Genomic DNA, 21,020 nt, shown 5'->3' with positions numbered 1-21,020 from the left:
GACGCCGCGAGGGCTGTCCGCGCAGCGGCTCACCCGCCTACGCTCACCCGAGCGCGGCGAGCCAGGCGGTCGCGGGCTGCTCCCACTGCGCGTAGGCGTCCGGGTAGGCCGAGATCTGCACGGCCTGCGCGGCCTCGGTCACGGTCATCTGCTGCCAGTTCGGGATGTCGAGAAGGCCCAGCGTCTGGTATCCGTTCGGGTCGTCCGGCCCGCCGAAGAAGAGCCGTGTGGCGCGTTCGGGATCCTGCACCTCGGCTTCGGTGCCCCACCCGGTGCTGGGCCGCTGCTGGAAGAGCCCGAGGGAGTCCCGGTCGCCCCAGTCGAGGTTCCGCAGCCCGGACTCCTGCATGGCCGAAGCCAGGGCGACGACGATCCCGCGGTCCGGCACGCCCAGCTCACGTGCGACGCGGATGATGAGCTGCGCGTGGGCGACCTGCTCATCGTCCAGCCCCGGCACCGAGACCGGCACCGGGGCCGAGAAGGATGCCGCGGCCACTGCGGGCGGAACGGCGATGACCTGCCCGGGGTAGATGATGCTGGCGCGGTCCAGGCCGTTCGCCGCGAGCACGGCGTCGGTGCTCACCCCGCGACCTTCCGCGATGGCCCAGATCGTGTCGCCCGACTGCACGGTGTAGCTCTCGCCAATGGGCGGCGCGGCCGTCTCGGCGGGGGGAGCGGGGGCGGGCTCCGCCGCGGGCTCGGGCTCCCCGGTGAGCCGCAGCACCTCGCCGGGGTAGATGATCGAACTCCACGCGAGGCCGTTCAGTGCGAGCACGTCGGCGGTGCGCAGACCGAACTGCTCGGAGATTGCGCTCACCGTGTCGCCGGGCTGGATGGTGTAGGTCTCAGGGGCGGCGAGCGAGGTGCGCATCGTCGCGCGCGGGGCGACCGCGCGGTCGGGGACGGCTTTCGCGGGAAGGCCCCGGGACGCAGCCGCAGCGGCGACGGGAAGCGCCGCCGCGGGTCGTGCCGACGCGCGGGCGTCGGGGCGAGGCATCCGCTCGCTGTGCTCTTGGTTCGGCTCGGCGGCGTTCGCCGGCGCCCCCGCGAGCAGCAGGGCGATCGAGCCGGCGACGGTGATCGGTGCGCCGACGGTGAGGGCGCGGGCGCGCACGCGTGATGCGGCGCATTCCCGGGTCGGCGTCGAACGGCTGTGGTCTGGCAAGAGATCCCCCCTCTGCTGACTGCGCAACACCGTGGCACGGATGTAAACGCGTGTCAACGGGGGTGTCTGCTGTGACGGATGTGACAGGTGGTGCCGCGGCTTCGTCTGCGAGAGCGGTGTCGGGATGAGATAGTTGCTGGGTGACCGCAGATTCCGCGCCGCGCATCGAAACCGATTGGCTCACTCTTCCCGATCTCGTCGAGGTTCTCGGCGAACCGCTCGGCCGCGTGCGGCGGCTGCTCGACGAGTCCCACCTGATCGCCTCACGACGTCAAGGGCCGCCGAAGGTGCCGTCGGTTTTCATCGTCGACGGTAAGCCGCTGTCGTCACTGCGCGGCACCGTGATCGTGCTGCGCGATGGCGGGTTCTCGGACGACGAGGCCATCGACTGGCTGCTCACGAGCGAGGACTCCATCGGCACGGCGCCCATCGAGGCGCTGCGCGCCGGGCGCAAGCGCGAAGTGCGCCGCGTCGCCCAGACGCTCGCCTGACCGGCTGCGGGCGGCCCGCGGCTATTGGCGCCGCTCGGTGGCGGCACGCGCGAGATCGCGCAGTTCGCCGACGGCCGCGTTGCCGAGCCGTGCGCCGATGAGCGCCCGGTCCGCCTCGTGCGCGTAGTCGGCGATGAGCTGCTCGACGCGATCGAGCGCCCCGGTGGCTGTGATCGTCTGCTGCAGGAACCGGATCTGCGACGGGTCGAGCCCGGGGTCGCCGAGCAGTTCGTCGACGATGCGCCGAGCGGGGGTTCCGAGGGCGGTGCGTGTGTAGGCCACGAGCACGGTGCGCTTGCCCTCGCGCAGGTCGTCGCCCGAGGGCTTGCCGGTGACGGCGGCATCGCCGAAGACCCCGAGCACGTCGTCGCGCAGCTGGAACGCCATGCCGAGCGGATGCCCGAACGCGGCCAGCGCCGCACGCTGCGCGTCGTCGGCTCCGGCCAGGGCGGCGCCGATCACGAGCGGCTGCTGCACGCTGTAGCGGGCGGACTTGAAGGATGCCACGCGCAGCGCGCGGTCGGCGTGCCGGTCGTCCGGCTCGGTGCGAAACGCCGACTCCTCGGCGACGTCGAGGAACTGACCGACCGTGACGTCGCGGCGCATGCGGGCGTATTCGGCGCGCGCGGCGGAGGCGTGCTCGGCGTCGAGGGCGCCGAGGGCTTCCTCGAACAGGTCGTCGCTCCAGGCGACCAGCAGATCGCCCAGGAGCACCGCAGCCGACCGGCCGAACGACTCGGCGTCGCCGTGCCAGTCGGCGTCGCGGTGGGCCTGCTCGAGGGCGCGGTGCGCGGCGGGGCGGCCGCGGCGGGTGTCGGAGTTGTCGATGAGGTCGTCGTGCACGAGGGCTGCCGCGTGGAACACCTCGAGGGCCGCTGCGGCGGTGGCCGCAGCATCGGCGATCCCGCTGCTGAGCGCGGTTGCGGATGCCTCCTCCACAGCCTTCCACCCGGCGATGCAGAACCGTGCGCGCAGGCCCTTGCCGCCGCGCAGCGTCGCGGCGGCCGCGTCGACGAACAGCACCGCCTCGGCGCCCATCGCGGCGGCGTCCGCGCGCCTTTCCGTGACGAAGATGTCCAGTCGCTGGGAAACCACCTCGACCGGATCGGAACTGGGTGACACGGGCCTAGCCTAGTGATTGACGCCGCGCGTAGAATCATGGCGTCCAGGCCCAGAAGAGGGGGATGCATGCCACTCTCCGAACAGGAGCAGCGTCTGCTCGATGAGATGGAGCGCCATCTCATGCACAACGACGCCGATGTCGTTCGCGCGCGCGGCGAGGGCCGCACCCTCAGCTATCGCAACATCGTGCTCGGCACGGTTCTCGTGCTGATCGGGCTCGGCGGGCTGATCGTCGGCGTCTCGGTTCCGCTCATCGTGGTCGGCGTCATCGGGTTCATCGCGATGCTCGGCGGAGTCATCCTCGCCGTCACCCCGATGCGCGGGTCGGCCCCCGCGGTCCAGACGCAGGCTCCGCGAAAGCAGAAGTCCGGTTCGTCGTCGTTCATGGACCGCATGAACGACCGCTGGGACCGTCGGCAGGAGGATCGCTGATCCTCGCGCGACGCTGAGGCGAACAGGCACCGACCTTCGGGTCGGTGCTTTTTTTGTTGCCTGTCCGCCGGGTGGCCAACGGGCCGGCGGGCCGGCTCGCGCGCCTCCCTCCACCGCGCTTTCTCTCCTCTGATCAGGGTATCGATCGCCCCGAATCTGACACTCCGTCACGAGTGGGTTACAAAGTGGAGGAGAGTGGAGTAAAGTGGTGCGCAACCTGGCGGGGGCCGGTCGGAGGGGGTGAGGTGCCGATGCTGTTGGGCACGCACACTCCCAAGCTCGACGACAAGGGCCGCGTCATCCTCCCTGCGAAGTTCCGTGACGACCTCGGCTCCGGAGTCGTGGTCACCCGCGGGCAGGAGCGCTGCCTCTACGTGTTCGGCACCGAGGAGTTCGAGCGGATCCACGAGCGCATCCGCGAGACGCCGCTGTCGAACAAGCAGGCGCGCGACTTCCTCCGCATGTTCCTCTCGGGCGCCAGCGCCGAGAAGCCCGACAGCCAGAACCGCATCACGATCCCCCCTCCGCTGCGCGCCTACGCGGGGCTTTCGCGCGACCTCGTCGTGACCGGCGTGGGCGCGCACGCCGAGATCTGGAACGCCGACGCGTGGAACGCCTACGTCGAAGGCAACGAAGAGAGCTACGCCGAGTTGGAGCAGGAGGTGATTCCGGGCCTGTTCTGAGGCCCTCGAGCCTGACTCCCAGCCGCTCCCGCCCTGGCGCACCTTCCCCGGCGCCAGGTCAGAGCGGATGGGGATCCGGACCGAGGGACTCGGGATGCCCACGACGCTCATGAACCTGCGCGACATCCACACCCCCGTCATGCTCGAGCGCTGCATCGAGCTGCTCGCCCCCGCTCTCGAGGCGGACGATGCCGTCCTCGTCGATACGACGCTGGGCATGGGCGGTCACACCGAGGCGTTCCTCGAGCGCTTCCCGCGCCTGCACGTCATCGGCCTGGACCGTGACACCGAGGCGCTGCGGATCGCGGGGGAGAGGCTCGCACCGTTCGCCGGCCGGGTCACGTTCGTCCACACCGTGTACGACGGCATCGCCGAGGCGGTCGCCCAGACCGGCCGCTCCCACGTCGACGGCATCCTTTTCGACCTGGGCGTGTCGTCGCTGCAGCTCGATGAGGCGGGCCGCGGCTTCGCCTACGCGCAGGACGCCCCGCTCGACATGCGCATGGACCAGTCCTCCGGCGTGACCGCGGCCGACGTCGTCGCAACCTACAGCGAGGGCGAGCTGCGCCGCATCTTCGAGCGGTACGGCGAAGAGAAGCTGTCCGGCCGCTACGCCCGGGCCATCATCGCCGCCCGGGCCGAGTCGCCGATCGACCGGTCGGGCCGGCTCGTCGAGATCCTGCAGGCGGCGACCCCTGCGGCCGCGCAGCGGACGGGGCATCCGGCCAAGCGCGTCTTCCAGGCGTTGCGCATCGAGGTCAACCGCGAGCTGTCGGTGCTCGACCGTGCCATCCCCGCCGCGCTCGACCTGCTGCGGGTCGGCGGGCGGGTCGTGGTGCTGTCGTACCAGTCGCTCGAGGACCGCATCGTCAAGCGGGCGTTCGCCGAGGCCGCGGCATCCACCGCCCCCGCGGGCCTGCCGGTGGAGCTTCCCGAGCACGCACCGCGCTTCACACTCCTGGTCAAGGGCGCCGAGCTCGCGACCGACCAAGAGCGCGCCCGCAACCCGCGCGCCACGCCCGTGCGGCTTCGCGCGGCCGAGCGGGTGCGGCCCGCGCACGGGAAGCAGGCGAGGCCATGACCGTCGACAGCAGCGACCTGCTCGCCGTCGTCGGGGCCACCGCCGTCTCGCCGGCGCGGGCTCCGAAGACGGATGCCCCGCCCCGCCGCCTGCGCCTGCTCGACGCGCTCCCGCGGCGTCGTCGTCGCCCCACGCTCGTCTACGGCATCGTCGCGCTCGCCGGCGCGCTCGTCATCGGCTCTGCCCAGATGGCCGTGTCGATCCTCACGACGCAAAGCTCCTACGAGCTGTCGGAGCTCGCCCAGCAGCAGCGAGAGCTCGCGTGGAAGAAGCAGATCCTCGACGACGACCTCGCCGGGCTCAGCTCGCCGCAGTTCCTCGCGGCGAACGCCTCGGCGCTCGGACTCGTCATCGAGGAGGCGCCGTCCTACCTGCGTCTGAGCGACGGGGCGCTGCTGGGCACCGGGCAGGCGGCGATCGGCTCGTCGTCGATCGACGCCCTGGGCCGCGCCGCCGTGCCGAACGCGCTCGTGGCCGACACGCCGCTGGTGACCGACCCGAAGGCCACGATCGAGGGCGTGCCCGACGTGCCGGTGACCGTCACCGGCGGCGACGGAGTCGTCGACTCTCCGCCGCCGATCACCGACGGACTGCCCACCCCCGAGACACACTGAGCATATGACGACGAAAGCCACACGCAGCCCGCGTCGTCGCACGGTGATCGCGCTGGCGGTCGTGCTCGCGGTCCTCGCGGCGTTCATCGTGCGGCTCGTCGACATCCAGGTCGTCAACGCCGACGACCACATCGCCGAGTCCAAGGAGCGCGCGCTCGGCGCCGCACGCACGCTGTACGGCCAGCGCGGCGCGATCGTCGACGAGACGGGGCAGCCGCTGGCAGGGAGCATCCTGCTCTACGACGCCCAGCTCGACCCGTCCAACGTGCGCACCATCACGCGCAAGGACGCCGCCGGCGAGTCGGTGAAAGTCACGTGGGAGCAGACGTCCGCCCAGATCGCGGCGATCACGGGCCAGACGCCCGAAGAGGTGCGCGCGATCGTCGAGGCAGCGCTCGCGAACGACCCGAAGTCCCAGTACGCCCTTCTCGCCAAGGGCCTGTCGACCGAGCAGTACCGGGATCTGGCCGATCTGGACATCCCGTTCCTCTACTTCGAGCCGCACCCGGCGCGCACCTACCCGGACGGCGCCGTCGCGGGCAACCTCGTCGGGTTCGTCGGGGTCGACGGCGACCCGCTCGCGGGCCTGGAGAAGTCCGAGGACGCGTGCCTGGCCGCCCGCGACGGCAGCGAGACCTTCGAACGGGGCAAGGACGGCGTGGTCATCCCGGGCACCGAGGAGCGCGACGACGCCGTCGACGGAGGCACGCTGCAGCTGACGATCAACCGCGATCTGCAGTGGTTCCTGCAGCAGCTGATCGCCGAGCAGGCGCAGAACATGGGCGCTCAGAGCGGGGCGATCATGGTGACCGAGGTCGCCACCGGAAAGGTGCGCGCGGTCGCCGAGTACCCGACCGTGGATCCGAACAATGTGGATGCCTCGGCCGAGGCCGACCGCGCCAGCCGCGCCTTCACCCAGTGGTTCGAGCCGGGGTCCACGTTCAAGGCGCTCACCGCATCGGCCCTGGTGGACGGGGCGGGGCAGAACGCGAGCTCGACCGAGGTCGTCCCGGACCGCGAGGAGTTCGCCAACGGTGCGGTCGTCGTCGACGCCTTCTGGCACGATCCGACGAACTACACGCTCGCGGGTGTGCTCGTCGACTCTTCGAACGTCGGCATCTCGAAGTTCAGCGAGAGGATCGATCCGCAGGCGCGGTACGACTACCTGCGCAAGTTCGGCATCGGCGAAGGTAGCGCGATCGGCTTCGAGGGCGAGCTGAGCGGTCTGCTGCATCCGGTGTCGGACTGGGACAACCAGATGCTCTACGACACCTCGTACGGTCAGGGCGTCACCACGACCCTTCCCGAACTGATGGGCGCATACGGCGCCATCGCCAACAACGGACTGCGGATGCCGCTGTCGATCGTCGAGGGCTGCGCCAAGCCCGACGGAACCGTCGTTGCACCCGACGCGCCCGAACCGGTGCGCGTGATCAGCGAGGACTCGGCCAAGACGGTCCAGCAGATGCTGGAGCAGGTGTTCGTGCAGGGCGGCGTGTCCCGGGACGTCGCGATCCCCGGGTATCGGGTCGCGGGCAAGACGGGCACCGGCCAGAAGGTCGACGAAGGCACCGGCCGCTACAAGGACGGCGTCTACTTCACGACGATGATCGGCTTCGCGCCGGCCGACGACCCCCAGTACCTGGTCGCGGTAACGCTCGACGAGCCGACCGCGGTAAGGTCGTCTGCGGCCAATGCGTCCGCGTGGCAGAAGGCCATGACCCAGGTGCTCAAGACCTATCGCGTCATGCCCTCGACGACGGCCCCTGAGCTGCTGCCCGTGTTCGGGTGACACGCCCGATCGCTGGAGAACTCATGATCGCCCTGACCATCGCCGAACTGGCACGCACTGTCGGCGGAGACATCCGACTCGCACCGGGCGACACGCCCGACACCGTCGTCTCAGGCGCCGTCGACACCGACTCGCGGCTCATCGAGCCGGGCGGCGTCTTCGTCGCCAAGCCCGGCGCCGAGACCGACGGGCACCTGTTCGTCGGCGCCGCGGTGGAGCGCGGGGCAGTGCTCGCCATCGTCGAGCGCGAGGTGGAGGCCGAGGTGTCGCAGGTCGTCGTCGCCGATGTCGTGCGCGCGCTCGCGGACCTGGCCCGCGAGGTGGTCGCGCGCGTGCGCGCGGGCGGCGACCTGCAGATCGTCGGCATCACCGGCTCGAACGGCAAGACGACCACGAAGAACATGCTCGCCCGCATCCTGCAGCGAGAGGGCGAGACGGTCGCCCCGCGCGCGTCGTTCAACAACGAGGTCGGGGCGCCGCTGACGATGCTGCGCGTCACGCACGCGACGAGGTTCCTCGTGAGCGAGTTCGGCGCGAGCGGCCCGGGTGAGATCGCGCGCCTCGCGGGGCTCGTCGAGCCCGACGTGGCCGTGGTGCTGATGGTCGGCCTCGCGCACGCGGGCGGCTTCGGCAGCATCGAGGCGACCTTCGAGGCCAAGTCCGAACTGGTGCGGGCGCTGCGGCCGGGCGGCGTCGCGGTGCTGAACGCCGACGATGCCCGTGTGGCGCGCATGGCCGCGATCGCCGCCGAACGGGGTGCCTCGGTGCGCTGGTTCGGCCGCGGCCCGGCCGCACAGGTGCGCGCCGACGACGTCGAGGTGCGCGCCGACGGGACGACGTCGACGGTGACCTTCGCGGGCGAGACCGTGCGCCTCGACCTGCAGGTGCTCGGGGCCCACCACGTCATGAACGCTCTTGCCGCGATCGCCGCGGCCACTGCGCTCGGCGTCGCGCTGCCCGCGTGCGCCGAGCGTCTATCGACGCTCGAGATCGCCGAGCGGTGGCGCATGCAGCCCCTCGGCTCGGACCGTGTCCGCATCGTCAACGACGCCTACAACGCCAGTCCGGACTCGATGGCCGCGGCACTGCGCACGCTGGCGCAGATCACACGACCCGACCAGCGCATGGTGGCGGTGCTCGGGGCCATGAGCGAGCTCGGCGAGTCGACCGGCGAGGAGCACGATCGCATCGGCGAGCTGGCGGTGCGCCTGCGCATCCCGCGGATCGTCGTGGTCGGCCCCGAGGCGCGGCGGATGTACATCTCGGCGATCGGCGAGGGCTCGTGGTCCGATGAGGCCGTGTTCTTCGCCACTGCCGACGAGGCGTACGACTATCTGATGGGCGAGCTCCGCGACGGGGACTGCGTGCTGGTCAAGTCCTCGAACTCCGCCGGGCTCCGTTTTCTCGGTGATCGTCTGGGAGAATCGTTCTCGTGAGATCACTCCTGACCGCCGCGGCGATCTCGCTCGCTTTCACCCTGTTCCTCACGCCGGTCTTCCTGCGCCTGTTCCGCCGGTGGGGGTGGGGCCAGGTCATCCGCACTCCGGATGACATCCGCAACCCGAGCCACGGCGCCAAGCGCGGAACGGCGACGATGGGCGGCACGATCTTCATCGTCGGCACCGTCGTCGGGTATCTCATCGGCTGCTACACGGGCAACAACCCGCCGACGATCTCGGGCATCCTCGTGATCTGGATGATGGTCGGGTTCGGCGTCGTGGGGTTCATCGACGACTTCATGAAGGTGCGCAGCCAGCGCAGCCTCGGCCTGTCCGGCTGGCGCAAGATTCTCGGCCAGGTGCTCGTGGCGGTGCCGTTCGCGGTCACCGCGCTGAGCTTCCCGAACGCGATCGGACAGACGCCCGCGTCCGCGTACGTGTCTCTGTTCCGCGACATCCCGGTGCTGTCGTTCATGGCCCTCGGCGTGATCGCCGGTTGGATCCTCTACACGGTGTGGGTCAGCTTCATCGGGGTGGCGTTCTCGAACGGCGTGAACGTCACCGACGGCCTGGACGGCCTGGCGACCGGCGCCGGGATCTTCGTCGTCGGCGCCTATGCCCTGATCGCCTTCTGGCAGTTCAACCAGGCGTGCTGGGGCAACGAGGCGCTGGCGGCCAGCCTGCAGGCCGCGTGCTATCCGACCCGCGACCCCTTCGACCTGGCGATCGTGTCGTCGTCGTTCGTGGGCGCACTCGTCGGGTTCCTGTGGTGGAACGCCCCCAAGGCGAAGGTCTTCATGGGCGACGTCGGCTCGATGGCGATCGGCGGCGTCATCGCGGCGATGGCTATCCTGACGCGCACCGAGTTGCTCGCCCTGGTGGTCGCGGGCGTCTTCGTGATCGGCCCCGGGTCGGTGGTGCTGCAGCGGGTCTACTTCAAGCTCACACGCGGAAAGCGGCTGTTCCTGATGAGCCCGTTCCACCACCACCTCGAGATGCGCGGATGGCCCGAGATCACGATCGTCGTGCGTATGTGGGTCATCGCCGGGATCCTCGCGATCGCCGGCATCGGGCTGTTCTACGTCGAATGGCTCTCGCACACATGAGCCGGCTCGACGAACTCACCAGCTGGCACGCCGACTGGAAGGGCCTGCGCGTCGCCGTGCTGGGTCTGTCGGTCACCGGCTTCGCGGTCGCCGACACGCTGGCCGAGCTCGGCGCCGACGTGCTCGTCGTGTCGCAGTCCGCCGAGAAGGAGTACGAGCGCCTGCTTCCGGTGATCGGCGCGCGCGCGGCGATCGGGCCGATCGACACGGTCCCCGACGAGCTCGCCGACTTCGCGCCCGAGGTGATCGTGGCCTCGCCGGGCTTCGCACCGCAGCATCCGGTCATCGCGTGGGCGATCGAGCGCGGCATCCCGCTCTGGGGCGATATCGAGCTGGCGTGGCGCGTGCGCGACAAGGTCGTGCGCCCCGACGGGACCCCCGCCGACTGGGTGCTCATCACCGGCACGAACGGCAAGACGACCACGACGCGCCTGACGGCCACGATGCTGGTCGCGGGCGGGCTGCGCGCCGCCCCGGTCGGCAACATCGGCACCCCCGTGCTCGACGCGGTGCGCGACCCCGCCGGCTTCGACGTGCTCGTGGTCGAGCTCTCGAGCCACCAGCTCTGGTACCTCGGGCGCCAGGCCGGCCCCGAACCGGTCTCGCCCCACGCGGCGGTGTGCCTGAACCTCGCCGACGATCACCTCGAGTGGCACGGCTCATTCGACGAGTACCGCGCGGCGAAGGCGCACGTGTACGACAACACGCGTATCGCGTGCGTGTACAACAAGGCCGACGCCGCGACCCGCGAGATGGTCGAAGACGCCGACGTCGTCGAGGGTGCGCGTGCGATCGGCTTCGACCTGGGCGTGCCCGGTCCGAGCGATTTCGGCGTCGTGGACGGGATCCTGGTGGATCGCGCGTTCCTCGACGACCGCCGCAACAGCGCCCTCGAGCTCGCGACGCTCGACGATCTTGCCGCAGCGGGGCTCGCGGCGCCCCACATCGTGGCGAACATCCTCGCCGCCTCGGCGCTCGCCCGTTCGCTGGGGGTCTCTCCGGCCGCGATCCGCGACGCGCTCAGCGGCTTCCGGCTCGACCCGCACCGCATCGAGGTCGTCGCGGTGTCGGGCGGCATCACGTGGGTCGATGACTCCAAGGCGACCAACCCGCACGCCGCGGCATCGTCCCTCGCCGCCTACCCTGGCGCGGTCTGGGTCGTCGGGGGACTGCTCAAGGGAGTCGACATCTCGGGTCTCGTGGCCGGGCGGGGGGCCCAGGTCAAGGCGGCGATCGTGATCGGCGCCGACCGCACCGACGTCGTGGCGGCGTTCGCGCGACACGCGCCGAACGTGCGGGTCTTCGAGGTCGAGCACGATGAGACTGAGAGGGTCATGACGCGGGTCGTCGAGCTGGCGGTCGGGGTCGCCGAAGACGGAGACGTGGTGCTGCTGGCTCCGGCTGCGGCATCCTTCGACCAGTTCGCGTCCTATGCCGATCGCGGCCGCAGGTTCGCGGCAGCGGTCAGGGAGCGGTTCGGAACAGGAGGCGAGAATGACAACGACGCAGACTCGCCCCGCCCCGGCCTCGCCTGAGCGCCCGGCACGGCGAGGGCTCGCGGCGCGCATCTCGCTCGGCAAGGTCTTCGCGCCGGTGCCCAGCGAGTTCCTGCTGATCTCGTCGACGGCCGTCCTTCTCACGGGGTTCGGACTGGTGATGGTGCTGGCGGCGACGTCGGCGACCGCGACGGCCGCGGGGCAGGAGCCGTACGAGGCGATGCTGAAGCAGCTCGTCTTCGCCTCGATCGGGCTGCCGGTGATGTTCATCGTGAGCCGCTTTCCGCTGGCCTTCTGGAAGAAGGCGGCATGGCCGCTGCTTCTGGCGGCGGTCGTCTTTCAGCTGCTGGTCTTCACGCCGCTCGGCGTCGAGGCCTACGGAAACCGCAACTGGATCGAGATCGCGGGCCTGCAGGCTCAGCCTTCCGAGTTTCTGAAGCTCGCCCTCGCGCTGTGGGTGGGTCTCATCCTGCTGCGCAAGCAGACCAATCTGGGTGTGTGGCATCACGTGTTCATCCCCGTGATCCCGGTGTCGGTCGCCGTGATCGCGACCGTGCTCGCCGGGCACGACCTCGGAACCGTGATCATCCTCGTGCTCGTCGTGCTCGGAGCGCTGTTCTTCTCGGGAGTGAAGCTGCGGCTGTTCATCCTGCCGGCGATCCTCGGCGCCGTGATGCTCGCGGTGTTCGCGATCACGAGCCCGAACCGCGTCGCGCGCATCATGAGCTTTCTCGATCAGAGGTGCGTGGACTACTTCGACAGCTGCTACCAGCCCCTGCACGGCATCTGGGCGCTCGCGGGCGGCGGGATCTTCGGGCGGGGCCTGGGCAACTCGCGCGAGAAGTACGATTGGCTGCCGGCCGCGCCCAACGACTACATCTTCGCGATCGTGGGGGAGGAGCTCGGGCTCATCGGCTGTGCGGTCGTGCTCGCCCTGTTCGCGCTGTTCGCGGTCGGCGCGTTCCACGTCATCCGCAAGACGGACGACCCGTTCGTGCGTGTGGTCGCCGGTGCCATCACGGTCTGGATCGTCGGGCAGGCGCTCATCAACATCGGCGTCGTGCTGCGGGTGTTCCCCGTGCTGGGCGTGCCGCTGCCGTTCATGTCGCAGGGCGGCACATCGCTGCTGTCGGGACTCATCGCCTGCGGCGTGCTGCTGTCGTTCGCGAGGACTCTGCCCGTCAAGCGGTCGGCTCAGCCGGTGCGTTCGCCCAGACGAGTCGCGTCGCGCTGACCGGTGACGGATGCCGCGGCATCGGTCACATGCCCGGGCGCGTGGAAGAATCGACCCGATGTCGACGTATCTGCTCGCCGGCGGGGGAACCGCCGGGCATGTGAATCCGCTGCTCGCTGTCGCCGACGGCCTTCGTGACCGCGACCGGGGGGCCGCCGTGCTGGTGCTCGGCACCCGCGAGGGGCTGGAGGCACGGCTGGTGCCCGATCGCGGCTACGAACTGCTGTTCGTAGACAAGGTGCCGTTCCCGCGGCGGCCGAACAAGGCCGCGGCCACCTTTCCGGCGCGTTACCGCCGCGCGATCGCTCAGGTGCGCGAGCACATCCGCGCGCGCCAGGTGGACGTGGTCGTCGGCTTCGGCGGGTACGCCGCCGCGCCCGCGTACGTGGCGGCGCGCCGCGAGGGCGTGCCGTTCGTGGTGCACGAGGCCAACGCCCGGCCGGGCCTGGCCAACGTGCTCGGCGCCCGCGGTGCGACCCGCGTGGGCGTCGCGTTCGCGGGCACGTCCCTGCGCGGTGCGAGAGTGGTGGGCATGCCGCTGCGCCGTGAGATCGTGACGCTCGACCGTGCCGCGCTCCGTGCCGAGGCCGCGGCGCACTTCGGACTCGACGTGGATCGGCCGACGCTGCTCGTCTTCGGCGGCTCGCTCGGCGCGCAGCGGCTCAACGAGGCGTTCGGCGAGGGCCACGGGGCGGCGTGGCGCGACGTCCTCGACTCCGGCTGGCAGCTTCTGCACGTGACCGGCGAGCGCTCCGAGATCGCCGACCCCGGCGCCCGGGGCTACGCGGTGCGCCGGTACGTCGATCGCATGGACCTCGCCTTTGCGCTGGCCGACCTCATCGTCGCGCGCTCGGGCGCGGCGACCGTGAGCGAGATCAGTGCGCTGGGCATCCCGGCGGTCTACGTGCCGTACGCGGTCGGTAACGGCGAGCAGGCCAAGAACGCCGCGTCGGCGGTCGCCGCGGGAGCGGCGACGCTCATTCCGGATGCCGACTTCACGAGTTCGCGCGTACGCGAGGAGGTCGTGCCGCTTCTGGCTGACGACGCACGGCGAGGAGCGATGCGCGAGGCCGCGGCGTCCGTCGGCACGCGCACCGGCACCGAGAACGTCATCGCGCTCGTCGACGAGGCGCTGCGGGGGCGGTGACGCGACATCGCCGGAACAGGGCGCCGCATCGAGATCAGGACGAATCGGCCGGATCCATCCTGATCTCGGCTCATCTCCTGATCTCGGTCATGAGCGCAGGGCGGCGGCGACGATCGCGAGGGCCTCGTCGGCGTCGAGCCGCAGCTCACGCGCCTGCGCGGCGAACGCCGCGGCGGCGCGCTGCAGCTGCTGGCGGGCGGGGTCGGCGTCGAACGACACGAACGTGCCGTTGCGTCCGCGGGTCTCGATGATGCCGGATGCCTCGAGCTCGCGATACGCGCGCGCGACGGTCCCCGGGGCGATGCCGAGGTCTTCGGCGAGGCGCCGCACGGTCGGCAGGCGCTCGCCCGCGGCGAGCTCGCCCGACGCGACGGCGTCCACGAGTCCCGCGCGCAGCTGCTCGAACGGCGGTACGGCCGAGTCGGGGTCGATGACGATCATGACGATTTCGTACCGCGTCCGTGCCGACGTGTCAAAACATCGACGGCAGAAGGATGCCGCGCTCCGGCGCGCGCCGAGGGCGGGGCATCCGGATCCCGACTTTAGGATTGACGAGTCATGATCAGACCCGACCTCACCCTTCCCATTCCCGAGACCATCGAGTCCGCCCACTTCATCGGAATCGGCGGATCCGGCATGTCGGGGCTCGCGCGCATGTTCCTCGAGCGCGGCATCCGCGTCTCTGGCTCGGACCGGGCCGACAGCCAGGCGCTGCGGGACCTGGCCGCCGCGGGAGCTGCGGTCCACGTCGGTCACGACGCCGCGAACCTCGCCGCCGATGTCGACACCGTGGTGCACACGGGGGCGATCTGGCCCGAGAACCCCGAGTTCGTGCTCGCGAAGCAGCGCGGACTGCACGTCATCCACCGTTCGCAGGCCCTGTACTGGCTCATCGGCGGACGTCGGCTGGTCTCGGTCGCCGGCGCCCACGGCAAGACGACCTCGACCGGCATGATCGTCACGGCCCTTCGCGACCTCGCCGCCGACCCGACGTTCGTCAACGGCGGGGTGATCGCGCAGCTCGGCGTCTCGAGCGGCACCGGCACCGGCGATCTGTTCGTCATCGAGGCCGACGAGTCCGACGGCACGTTCCTGCTGTACGACACCTCGATCGCGCTCGTCACCAACGTCGACCCCGACCACCTCGACCACTGGGGCTCGCGCGAGGCGTTCTATGCGGCGTTCGCGCGCTTCGCGAACCAGGCGCGCGAGGCGGTCGTCATCTCGTCCGACGACGCGGGCGCGCGGGCGGTCACAGCGCAGCTCTCGCACTCGAACGTCATCACGTTCGGTGAGGCCGATGACGCGACAGTTCGGGTGAGCGGCATTCGCACCCACGGCCCGGTCTCGTTCTCGATCACGCACGAGGGCACGACCGTGGCCGCGCAGCTGCCGATCCCGGGGGCGCACAATGCGATCAATGCCGCCGGCGCGGTGGCGGTGCTGCTCGCTCTGGGCTACGGCCTCGAGCCCGCCGTCCGCGCGGTCGAGGGTTTCTCCGGCACCGTGCGGCGCTTCGAGCTGCACGGCGTCGAGCGCGGCGTGAGCGTGTACGACGACTACGCGCACCACCCGACCGAGGTCGCGGCGGCGCTGGCTGCGGCGCGCACGGTGGTCGGCGATGGGCGCATCATCGCGATTCAGCAGCCGCACACGTACTCGCGCACGCAGGCGATGTACCGCGAATTCGCCGAGGTTCTCGAACGGTACGCCGACCACACGGTGATGCTCGACGTGTACGGCGCGCGCGAAGACCCCGTGCCCGGGGTGACCGGCGAGCTGGTCAGCGGTGCGTTCGCCGACCCGGCGCACGTGCACTTCGTGGCCGACTGGCAGGCCGCCGCCGACTACACCGCGACGGTCGCGCGCGAAGGCGACTACGTCATCACCCTCGGGTGCGGCAATGTGTACCAGATCATCCCGCAGGTGCTCGACGCGCTGGCGGCCTCTGTGGACGGCCCGGGCGAGAGCGCGGGGGAGTAGGGCCGCATGCGCAGGCCGTCGCCGCTTCCGACTCCGCCGGCGCCGGCGGAGTCGGTGACCTCAGGGCGGACGGATGCCGCGCCTGCGGGCGATCCGGGCGAGCACGCACGCCCCGTCGGCGCGGCCCCCGAGGTCGCGCCGGTCATCCCGCTGAGCGAGGCGCGCCCCCCGGGCGCTCCGTCGCCGCTGCCGGACTCCGGCCGCGGGTCTGGGGCCGCGACGCAGGCCGAGGCTGGGCCGGATGCCGCGCCCGACGAGGTGCGCCTGCGCGACGTGTGGCGCTCGGCGCGGGCGCGGCGCAAGGCGCTGCGCTCCGAGATCCGGCGCTTCACCGTGCGCCAGCGCCGCCGCCGCCTGCTGTGGACGGGAGTGGCCGCGTCGCTCGTGCTGCTCGTGCTGGGCACGCTGGGCGCCGCCTACAGCCCGCTGTTCGCTGTGGAGACCATCCATGTCGTCGGCACGCAGCAGCTGGACGCGGCCGCGGTCGAGGCATCCCTCTCGGATCAACTGGGGACGCCCCTGCCGCTCGTGGACGACAGCGCCGTCAAGGCGGCTCTCGTCGGCTTCCCGCTGGTGGAGTCGTATCGCCTCGAGGCGCGCCCGCCGCACGATCTCGTCGTGCGGATCGTCGAGCGCACGCCCATCGGCGTCGTGCAGACGCGCGCCGGGTTCTCGGTCGTCGATGCCGCGGGGGTGACGCTCTCGACGAGCGAGACGCCGGTCGCGGGGATGCCGATGATCGAGGTGCCCAGCGGAATCCCCTCGCCGTCGTTCACCGCCGTGGGCCTGGTGGTCAGGTCTCTGCCGGCCGACATCCCGCCCCAGGTGACGGTGGTCTCGGCGTCGTCCCCCGATGACGTGGTCCTGACGCTCGGCGGCGCGAACGCGCGGATCGTGTGGGGGAGCGCGGAGCACTCCGCGAAGAAGGCCCTCGTGCTGAAGGCGCTCATGGCGCAGCGCCCGCCGGACTCGGTGAGCGTGTACGACGTGTCGGCGCCCGAGGCAGCCACCGTCCGCTGACGCGATCCAGTCGCGGATTCGGACGCGAGTGGCGCGACACGCCCAGCGGGTTCCAGGTTCGGGGGAGGCATCCGCTTACTTTCAATCAGAGGAATTGCATACCGAGCAATTCTTTCTACCTCTACTAGAGGTTGAAGGTTTGGATCCGCACGATTCGGAGGCCGGCATGAGCCAGAACCAGAACTACCTCGCCGTGATCAAGGTCGTCGGCGTGGGTGGTGGCGGCGTCAACGCCGTCAATCGCATGATCGACCTCGGTCTGCGCGGGGTCGAGTTCATCGCGATCAACACCGATGCACAGGCGCTGCTCATGAGCGACGCCGACGTCAAGCTCGACGTCGGGCGCGAGCTCACCCGCGGCCTGGGCGCCGGCGCCGACCCCGAGGTCGGCAGACGCGCCGCCGAGGACCACGCCGAAGAGATCGAGGAGTCGCTGCGCGGCGCCGACATGGTCTTCGTCACGGCGGGCGAGGGCGGCGGAACGGGCACCGGCGGCGCACCGGTGGTGGCGAAGATCGCGAAGTCGATCGGCGCGCTGACCATCGGCGTGGTGACCAAGCCTTTCTCGTTCGAGGGCCGTCGGCGGCAGCAGCAGGCCGAGACGGGGGTTGCCAAGCTCAAGGAAGAGGTCGACACCCTCATCGTGGTGCCCAACGACCGTCTGCTCGAGATCAGCGACCGCGGCATCTCGATGCTCGAGGCCTTCGCGACCGCCGACCAGGTGCTGCTGGCCGGCGTGCAGGGCATCACCGACCTCATCACGACGCCGGGCCTCATCAACCTCGACTTCGCCGACGTCAAGTCGGTCATGCAGGGCGCCGGCTCCGCGCTCATGGGCATCGGCTCGGCACGCGGGGCGGATCGTGCGATCAAGGCGGCGGAGCTCGCGGTCGAGTCGCCACTGCTCGAGGCGTCGATCGAGGGCGCGCACGGGGTGCTGCTTTCGGTGCAGGGCGGCTCGAACCTCGGCATCTACGAGATCAACGACGCCGCGGAACTCGTGCGGGAGGCCGCGCACCCCGAGGCGAACATCATCTTCGGAACGGTCATCGACGACACCCTCGGCGACGAGGTGCGCGTGACAGTGATCGCGGCAGGCTTCGACAGCGGCGAGCCGCTGCCTCGCCTCGAGCCGACCTCGACCGTGCGCTCGACGCCCGCCGCAACCGCCCTGCCCAAGCCCGAGCTGCCGCCGCTGCCCGGCACCGACTCCGTCGTCGACCAGGTCGCCGAGCAGCCCGGCCGCGTCCCGGTCTCGGTCGGTGCCGTGGTCTCGTCGACGAACATCGACAAGGACGACGACGACCTCGACATCCCCGACTTCCTCAAGTGACGCGGGGGCTTGACAGCGGTGGATCTCGGTGAGCGCCTCGGCGAGGTGGATGCGCGCATCGCCGACGCCGCCCGCACCGCCGGGCGCGACCCCGCCGAGATCACCCGCATCGTCGTGACGAAGTTCCACCCGGTGTCGCTCGTCGAGCAGCTCTATCGGCTCGGCGTGCGCGACGTCGGCGAGAACCGCCAGCAGGAGCTTTCCGACAAGGCCTCTCGCATCAGCGATCTCGACGGGCTGAGATGGCATTTTCTCGGGCAGGCGCAGACCAACAAGGCGCGGGCGATCAGAGCCGCGGCATCCGTCGTGCACTCCGTCGACCGCGCACGGCTCGCCGACGCGCTCGAGAGCGCGGCCGAGCCCGGCGCAGGCGCCCTCGACGTGCTGCTGCAGCTCAACCTCACCGACGACCCGAAGCGCGGGGGAGTGCTGCCGGCCGACGCCGAGACGCTGACCGAGCACATAATCGGATGCCCCACCCTGCGCCTGCGCGGCGTCATGGCGGTCGCCCCGCTCGGCGAGGAGCCCGCCGCGGCGTTCGCGCGGCTTCGGAAGCTCGCCGACCGCGTGCGGGCGATCGCGCCGGGGGCGACGTGGATCTCGGCGGGCATGAGCGGGGACTTCGCGGAGGCGGTCGCCGAGGGCGCGACACACCTGCGGATCGGGACGGCAATCACCGGACCGAGGCCGGTCCACGGTTAACCTCGGAACAGGACGAGCACACACGACGTGATGACGGAGGATGCGATGTCTAACCCGCTGAAGAAGACCATGGTGTACCTCGGCCTCGCCGACGAGGAAGAGGCCTACGAAGAGCCCGCGCCGCAGCCGGTGCAGCGCGCGCCCAAGGCCGTCGAGAAAGCCGCTCCCGTGACTCCCATCCACCGCCCCGCCGTCGTGCGGCAGCCGGCTGCCGGTGCGATCTCCGAGATCCTCACCGTCCACCCCAAGCAGTACCGCGACGCACAGGTGATCGCCGAGAACTTCCGCGACGGCATCCCGGTCATCATCAACCTCTCGCAGATGAGCGACGCCGACGCCAGGCGCCTGATCGACTTCGCGAGCGGGCTGTCGCTGGGTCTCTACGGGCGCATCGAACGGGTCACGAGCAAGGTCTTCCTGCTCTCACCCGAGCACGTGTCGGTGTCGGGCGACGGGAACGTCGCTCAGGCCGATCCGGACGCGGTGCCGTTCGCTCCCTAGCCCGTGTTCGTCCTTCAGTTCATCGCAGGGATCCTCAACGCACTGCTGCTGATCTACGTCCTGGTGCTTCTGGTGCGCCTGGTCCTGGATTGGATCCCGTTCTTCAACCGCTCGTGGCGTCCCAAGGGCGGCCTGCTCGTGTTCGCCGAACTCGTGTACACGGTCACCGACCCGCCGATCCGGTTCTTCCGCCGGTTCATCCCACCGCTGCGCGTCGGAGGTGTGGCGATCGACTTCGCCTTCGCGCTGACGATGCTGCTGTGCTTCGTTCTGATCTCGATCACCCGAGCGGTGGCCGGCTGAGAGCCGCGCCCGCCGCAGCTTAACGCGCCGACACGCACGCCTCGACTCCTTCGACACTCTCAGGGGCCGCGGCTATGCTGTCTTGGTACGGCCCGCCGCTTGCGGCGACCGACCCCGACATCGGCCAGCGACACGCGCGCGCGAAAGAGGAAAAACAATGGCATTGACTCCGGATGACGTCGTCACGAAGCAGTTCCAGCACGTCCGATTCAAGGAGGGCTTCGACCCCGACGAGGTCGATGACTTCCTCGATGAGATCGTCGTCGAGTGGCGCAAGGCGCTCACCGAGAACGAGGAGCTGAAGGCGAAGCTCGCCGCGTACGAGTCGGGTGCCGCCGCTCCCGCCCCCGCGCCCATCGCGGCCCCTGAGTCCGCCCCGGCCTTCGAGCCGGCTTCGTCCGCTCAGCCCGCCGCAGCCAGTGCCAGCATCATCGAGCTCGCCCAGCGCCTGCACGACGAGTACGTCGAAGAGGGCGCCGCCAAGCGCGACCAGCTCATCTCCGAGGCGAGGACCCAGGCCGCGACGATCGTCGCCGAGGCCGAGGCTCGCGGTCGCGACGAGGTCGCCCGCCTCGAGTCCGAGCGCTCGTCGCTCGAGGGCCGCATCACCGAGCTTCGCAGCTTCGAGCGCGACTACCGCTCGCAGCTGCGCGGCTTCATCGAGGGCAAGCTCCGCGACCTCGAGACCACCGCCACGTCATCCGGTTCCACTCCGGTGTCGAGCATCGGCCTGTAGGCCGGTCTTTTGACGAACCGTCGTCCCCTGCGTCCTGCGGCGGCCGGCGCCATCGTCGCGATTCTCGCGATCCTGGTGCTGGCCGCCGATCAGTTCACGAAGTACCTCGCCATCCAGAACCTGCCGCCGGGCGAGCCGGTGCACGTCATCGGCGACTTTCTGATCTTCGTCCTCACGCGCAATCCCGGTGCCGCGTTCTCGCTCGGCGAGGGCGTCACGTGGGTCTTCACGATCGCCCTCGCGGCGGTCGCGGCGGTGGTCGTGTGGCTCGCCGCCACGCGCGTCCGCTCGCGCCTGTGGGCCGTGGCCCTGGGCCTGCTCCTGGGCGGCGTGCTCGGCAACCTCGGCGATCGGCTGTTCCGCGAGCCCGGTTTCGCGGTCGGCCACGTGGTCGACTTCATCCTGACGCCCTGGATGTGGCTCGGGTTCAACCCGGCGATCTACAACGTCGCCGACATGTTCATCGTGACGATGATGATCGCGATCGCCGTGCTCGTGCTGGTCGGTGTGCACCTGGACGGTTCGCGCGAGCGGCGCGGCACGACGATCGAAGAGGCCGCGGGCGCTGTCGCACCGGCCGCCGACGCGGGTGACGCGGGTGACGCCGGCGACGCGATCCCCGGCGCCGCGAAGGACTGAC

The 21,020-nt window shown here is 70.6% G+C and carries 22 protein-coding genes; 19 read left to right on the top strand and 3 right to left on the bottom strand.

Annotation, left to right across the window (positions count from 1 at the left end; all coding sequences use genetic code 11):
* Positions 1–43 precede the first annotated feature (43 nt).
* Positions 44–1,114 (bottom strand): LysM peptidoglycan-binding domain-containing protein, encoded by a 1,071-nt coding sequence (locus AB1K54_RS10140; protein WP_371202624.1) that lies wholly within the window; start codon positions 1,112–1,114, stop codon positions 44–46.
* Between the two features lie 191 nt (positions 1,115–1,305).
* On the opposite strand from AB1K54_RS10140, the gene AB1K54_RS10135 reads away from it, so the two are divergent.
* Positions 1,306–1,656 (top strand): Rv2175c family DNA-binding protein, encoded by a 351-nt coding sequence (locus tag AB1K54_RS10135; protein ID WP_371202623.1) that lies wholly within the window; start codon positions 1,306–1,308, stop codon positions 1,654–1,656.
* A 21-nt stretch (positions 1,657–1,677) separates the two neighbouring features.
* Here the strand turns inward: AB1K54_RS10135 and AB1K54_RS10130 are convergent, their stop codons facing one another.
* Positions 1,678–2,778, bottom strand: coding sequence for a polyprenyl synthetase family protein (locus AB1K54_RS10130; protein WP_371202622.1), 1,101 nt, complete (start codon positions 2,776–2,778; stop codon positions 1,678–1,680).
* A gap of 66 nt (positions 2,779–2,844) precedes the next feature.
* Here AB1K54_RS10130 and AB1K54_RS10125 point away from each other — a divergent pair, with 66 nt between their 5' ends.
* From AB1K54_RS10125 to AB1K54_RS10080, 10 genes are all read left to right on the top strand, one after another.
* Positions 2,845–3,210, top strand: a complete 366-nt coding sequence (locus AB1K54_RS10125; protein ID WP_371202621.1) for a DUF3040 domain-containing protein — start codon at positions 2,845–2,847, stop codon at positions 3,208–3,210.
* Between the two features lie 251 nt (positions 3,211–3,461).
* Positions 3,462–3,893: a division/cell wall cluster transcriptional repressor MraZ gene (gene mraZ, locus AB1K54_RS10120; protein ID WP_371202712.1), complete on the top strand. Its 432-nt coding sequence runs from the start codon at positions 3,462–3,464 to the stop codon at positions 3,891–3,893.
* Between the two features lie 109 nt (positions 3,894–4,002).
* Positions 4,003–4,974, top strand: a complete 972-nt coding sequence (rsmH, locus tag AB1K54_RS10115; RefSeq protein WP_371202711.1) for a 16S rRNA (cytosine(1402)-N(4))-methyltransferase RsmH — start codon at positions 4,003–4,005, stop codon at positions 4,972–4,974.
* Positions 4,971–5,588, top strand: a complete 618-nt coding sequence (locus AB1K54_RS10110) for a hypothetical protein (RefSeq protein WP_371202620.1) — start codon at positions 4,971–4,973, stop codon at positions 5,586–5,588. The genes rsmH and AB1K54_RS10110 overlap by 4 nt, the downstream gene beginning before the upstream one ends.
* 4 nt (positions 5,589–5,592) lie before the next feature.
* Positions 5,593–7,380, top strand: a complete 1,788-nt coding sequence (locus AB1K54_RS10105; RefSeq protein WP_371202619.1) for a peptidoglycan D,D-transpeptidase FtsI family protein — start codon at positions 5,593–5,595, stop codon at positions 7,378–7,380.
* A gap of 23 nt (positions 7,381–7,403) precedes the next feature.
* Positions 7,404–8,816, top strand: coding sequence for a UDP-N-acetylmuramoyl-tripeptide--D-alanyl-D-alanine ligase (gene murF / locus AB1K54_RS10100; protein ID WP_371202618.1), 1,413 nt, complete (start codon positions 7,404–7,406; stop codon positions 8,814–8,816).
* Complete coding sequence (gene mraY, locus AB1K54_RS10095) at positions 8,813–9,925, top strand: phospho-N-acetylmuramoyl-pentapeptide-transferase (protein WP_371202617.1); 1,113 nt, start codon at positions 8,813–8,815, stop codon at positions 9,923–9,925. The genes murF and mraY overlap by 4 nt, the downstream gene beginning before the upstream one ends.
* Positions 9,922–11,460 (top strand): UDP-N-acetylmuramoyl-L-alanine--D-glutamate ligase, encoded by a 1,539-nt coding sequence (gene murD / locus AB1K54_RS10090; protein WP_371202616.1) that lies wholly within the window; start codon positions 9,922–9,924, stop codon positions 11,458–11,460. The genes mraY and murD overlap by 4 nt, the downstream gene beginning before the upstream one ends.
* Positions 11,420–12,655, top strand: coding sequence for a putative lipid II flippase FtsW (ftsW, locus tag AB1K54_RS10085; protein WP_371202615.1), 1,236 nt, complete (start codon positions 11,420–11,422; stop codon positions 12,653–12,655). The genes murD and ftsW overlap by 41 nt, the downstream gene beginning before the upstream one ends.
* Positions 12,656–12,713: 58 nt before the next feature.
* Complete coding sequence (locus AB1K54_RS10080; protein WP_371202614.1) at positions 12,714–13,802, top strand: glycosyltransferase; 1,089 nt, start codon at positions 12,714–12,716, stop codon at positions 13,800–13,802.
* An 87-nt stretch (positions 13,803–13,889) separates the two neighbouring features.
* Here the strand turns inward: AB1K54_RS10080 and AB1K54_RS10075 are convergent, their stop codons facing one another.
* Positions 13,890–14,243 carry a GntR family transcriptional regulator gene (locus AB1K54_RS10075; protein WP_371202613.1) on the bottom strand — a complete coding sequence of 118 codons (354 nt, stop codon included), beginning with the start codon at positions 14,241–14,243 and terminating at the stop codon, positions 13,890–13,892.
* Between the two features lie 117 nt (positions 14,244–14,360).
* Here AB1K54_RS10075 and murC point away from each other — a divergent pair, with 117 nt between their 5' ends.
* From murC to lspA, 8 genes are all read left to right on the top strand, one after another.
* The gene (gene murC / locus AB1K54_RS10070) at positions 14,361–15,785 is read left to right on the top strand and encodes a UDP-N-acetylmuramate--L-alanine ligase (protein ID WP_371202612.1); all 1,425 of its coding nucleotides are present in this window, start codon (positions 14,361–14,363) and stop codon (positions 15,783–15,785) included.
* A 6-nt stretch (positions 15,786–15,791) separates the two neighbouring features.
* On the top strand, positions 15,792–16,805 hold the full coding sequence (locus AB1K54_RS10065; RefSeq protein WP_371202611.1) for an FtsQ-type POTRA domain-containing protein: 1,014 nt from the start codon (positions 15,792–15,794) through the stop codon (positions 16,803–16,805).
* 166 nt (positions 16,806–16,971) lie between these two features.
* Positions 16,972–18,138 (top strand): cell division protein FtsZ, encoded by a 1,167-nt coding sequence (gene ftsZ / locus AB1K54_RS10060; protein ID WP_371202610.1) that lies wholly within the window; start codon positions 16,972–16,974, stop codon positions 18,136–18,138.
* 18 nt (positions 18,139–18,156) lie between these two features.
* A complete protein-coding gene (locus tag AB1K54_RS10055) occupies positions 18,157–18,840 on the top strand; it encodes a YggS family pyridoxal phosphate-dependent enzyme (protein WP_371202710.1) in 684 nt (227 codons plus the stop codon).
* 45 nt (positions 18,841–18,885) lie between these two features.
* Positions 18,886–19,341 carry a cell division protein SepF gene (locus tag AB1K54_RS10050; protein ID WP_371202609.1) on the top strand — a complete coding sequence of 152 codons (456 nt, stop codon included), beginning with the start codon at positions 18,886–18,888 and terminating at the stop codon, positions 19,339–19,341.
* 3 nt (positions 19,342–19,344) lie between these two features.
* Positions 19,345–19,644 (top strand): YggT family protein, encoded by a 300-nt coding sequence (locus AB1K54_RS10045; protein ID WP_371202608.1) that lies wholly within the window; start codon positions 19,345–19,347, stop codon positions 19,642–19,644.
* Between the two features lie 157 nt (positions 19,645–19,801).
* Complete coding sequence (locus AB1K54_RS10040) at positions 19,802–20,380, top strand: DivIVA domain-containing protein (RefSeq protein ID WP_371202607.1); 579 nt, start codon at positions 19,802–19,804, stop codon at positions 20,378–20,380.
* A gap of 9 nt (positions 20,381–20,389) precedes the next feature.
* Positions 20,390–21,019, top strand: a complete 630-nt coding sequence (gene lspA / locus AB1K54_RS10035) for a signal peptidase II (RefSeq protein ID WP_371202606.1) — start codon at positions 20,390–20,392, stop codon at positions 21,017–21,019.
* Position 21,020: the final 1 nt, after the last annotated feature.

Origin of the sequence: Microbacterium sp. BWT-B31 (genome assembly GCF_041379855.1) — a bacterium.
Lineage (GTDB): Bacteria > Actinomycetota > Actinomycetes > Actinomycetales > Microbacteriaceae > Microbacterium.
Note: the sequence above shows the minus strand (reverse complement) of the source record. Positions and strands in the feature narration are given on the sequence as shown.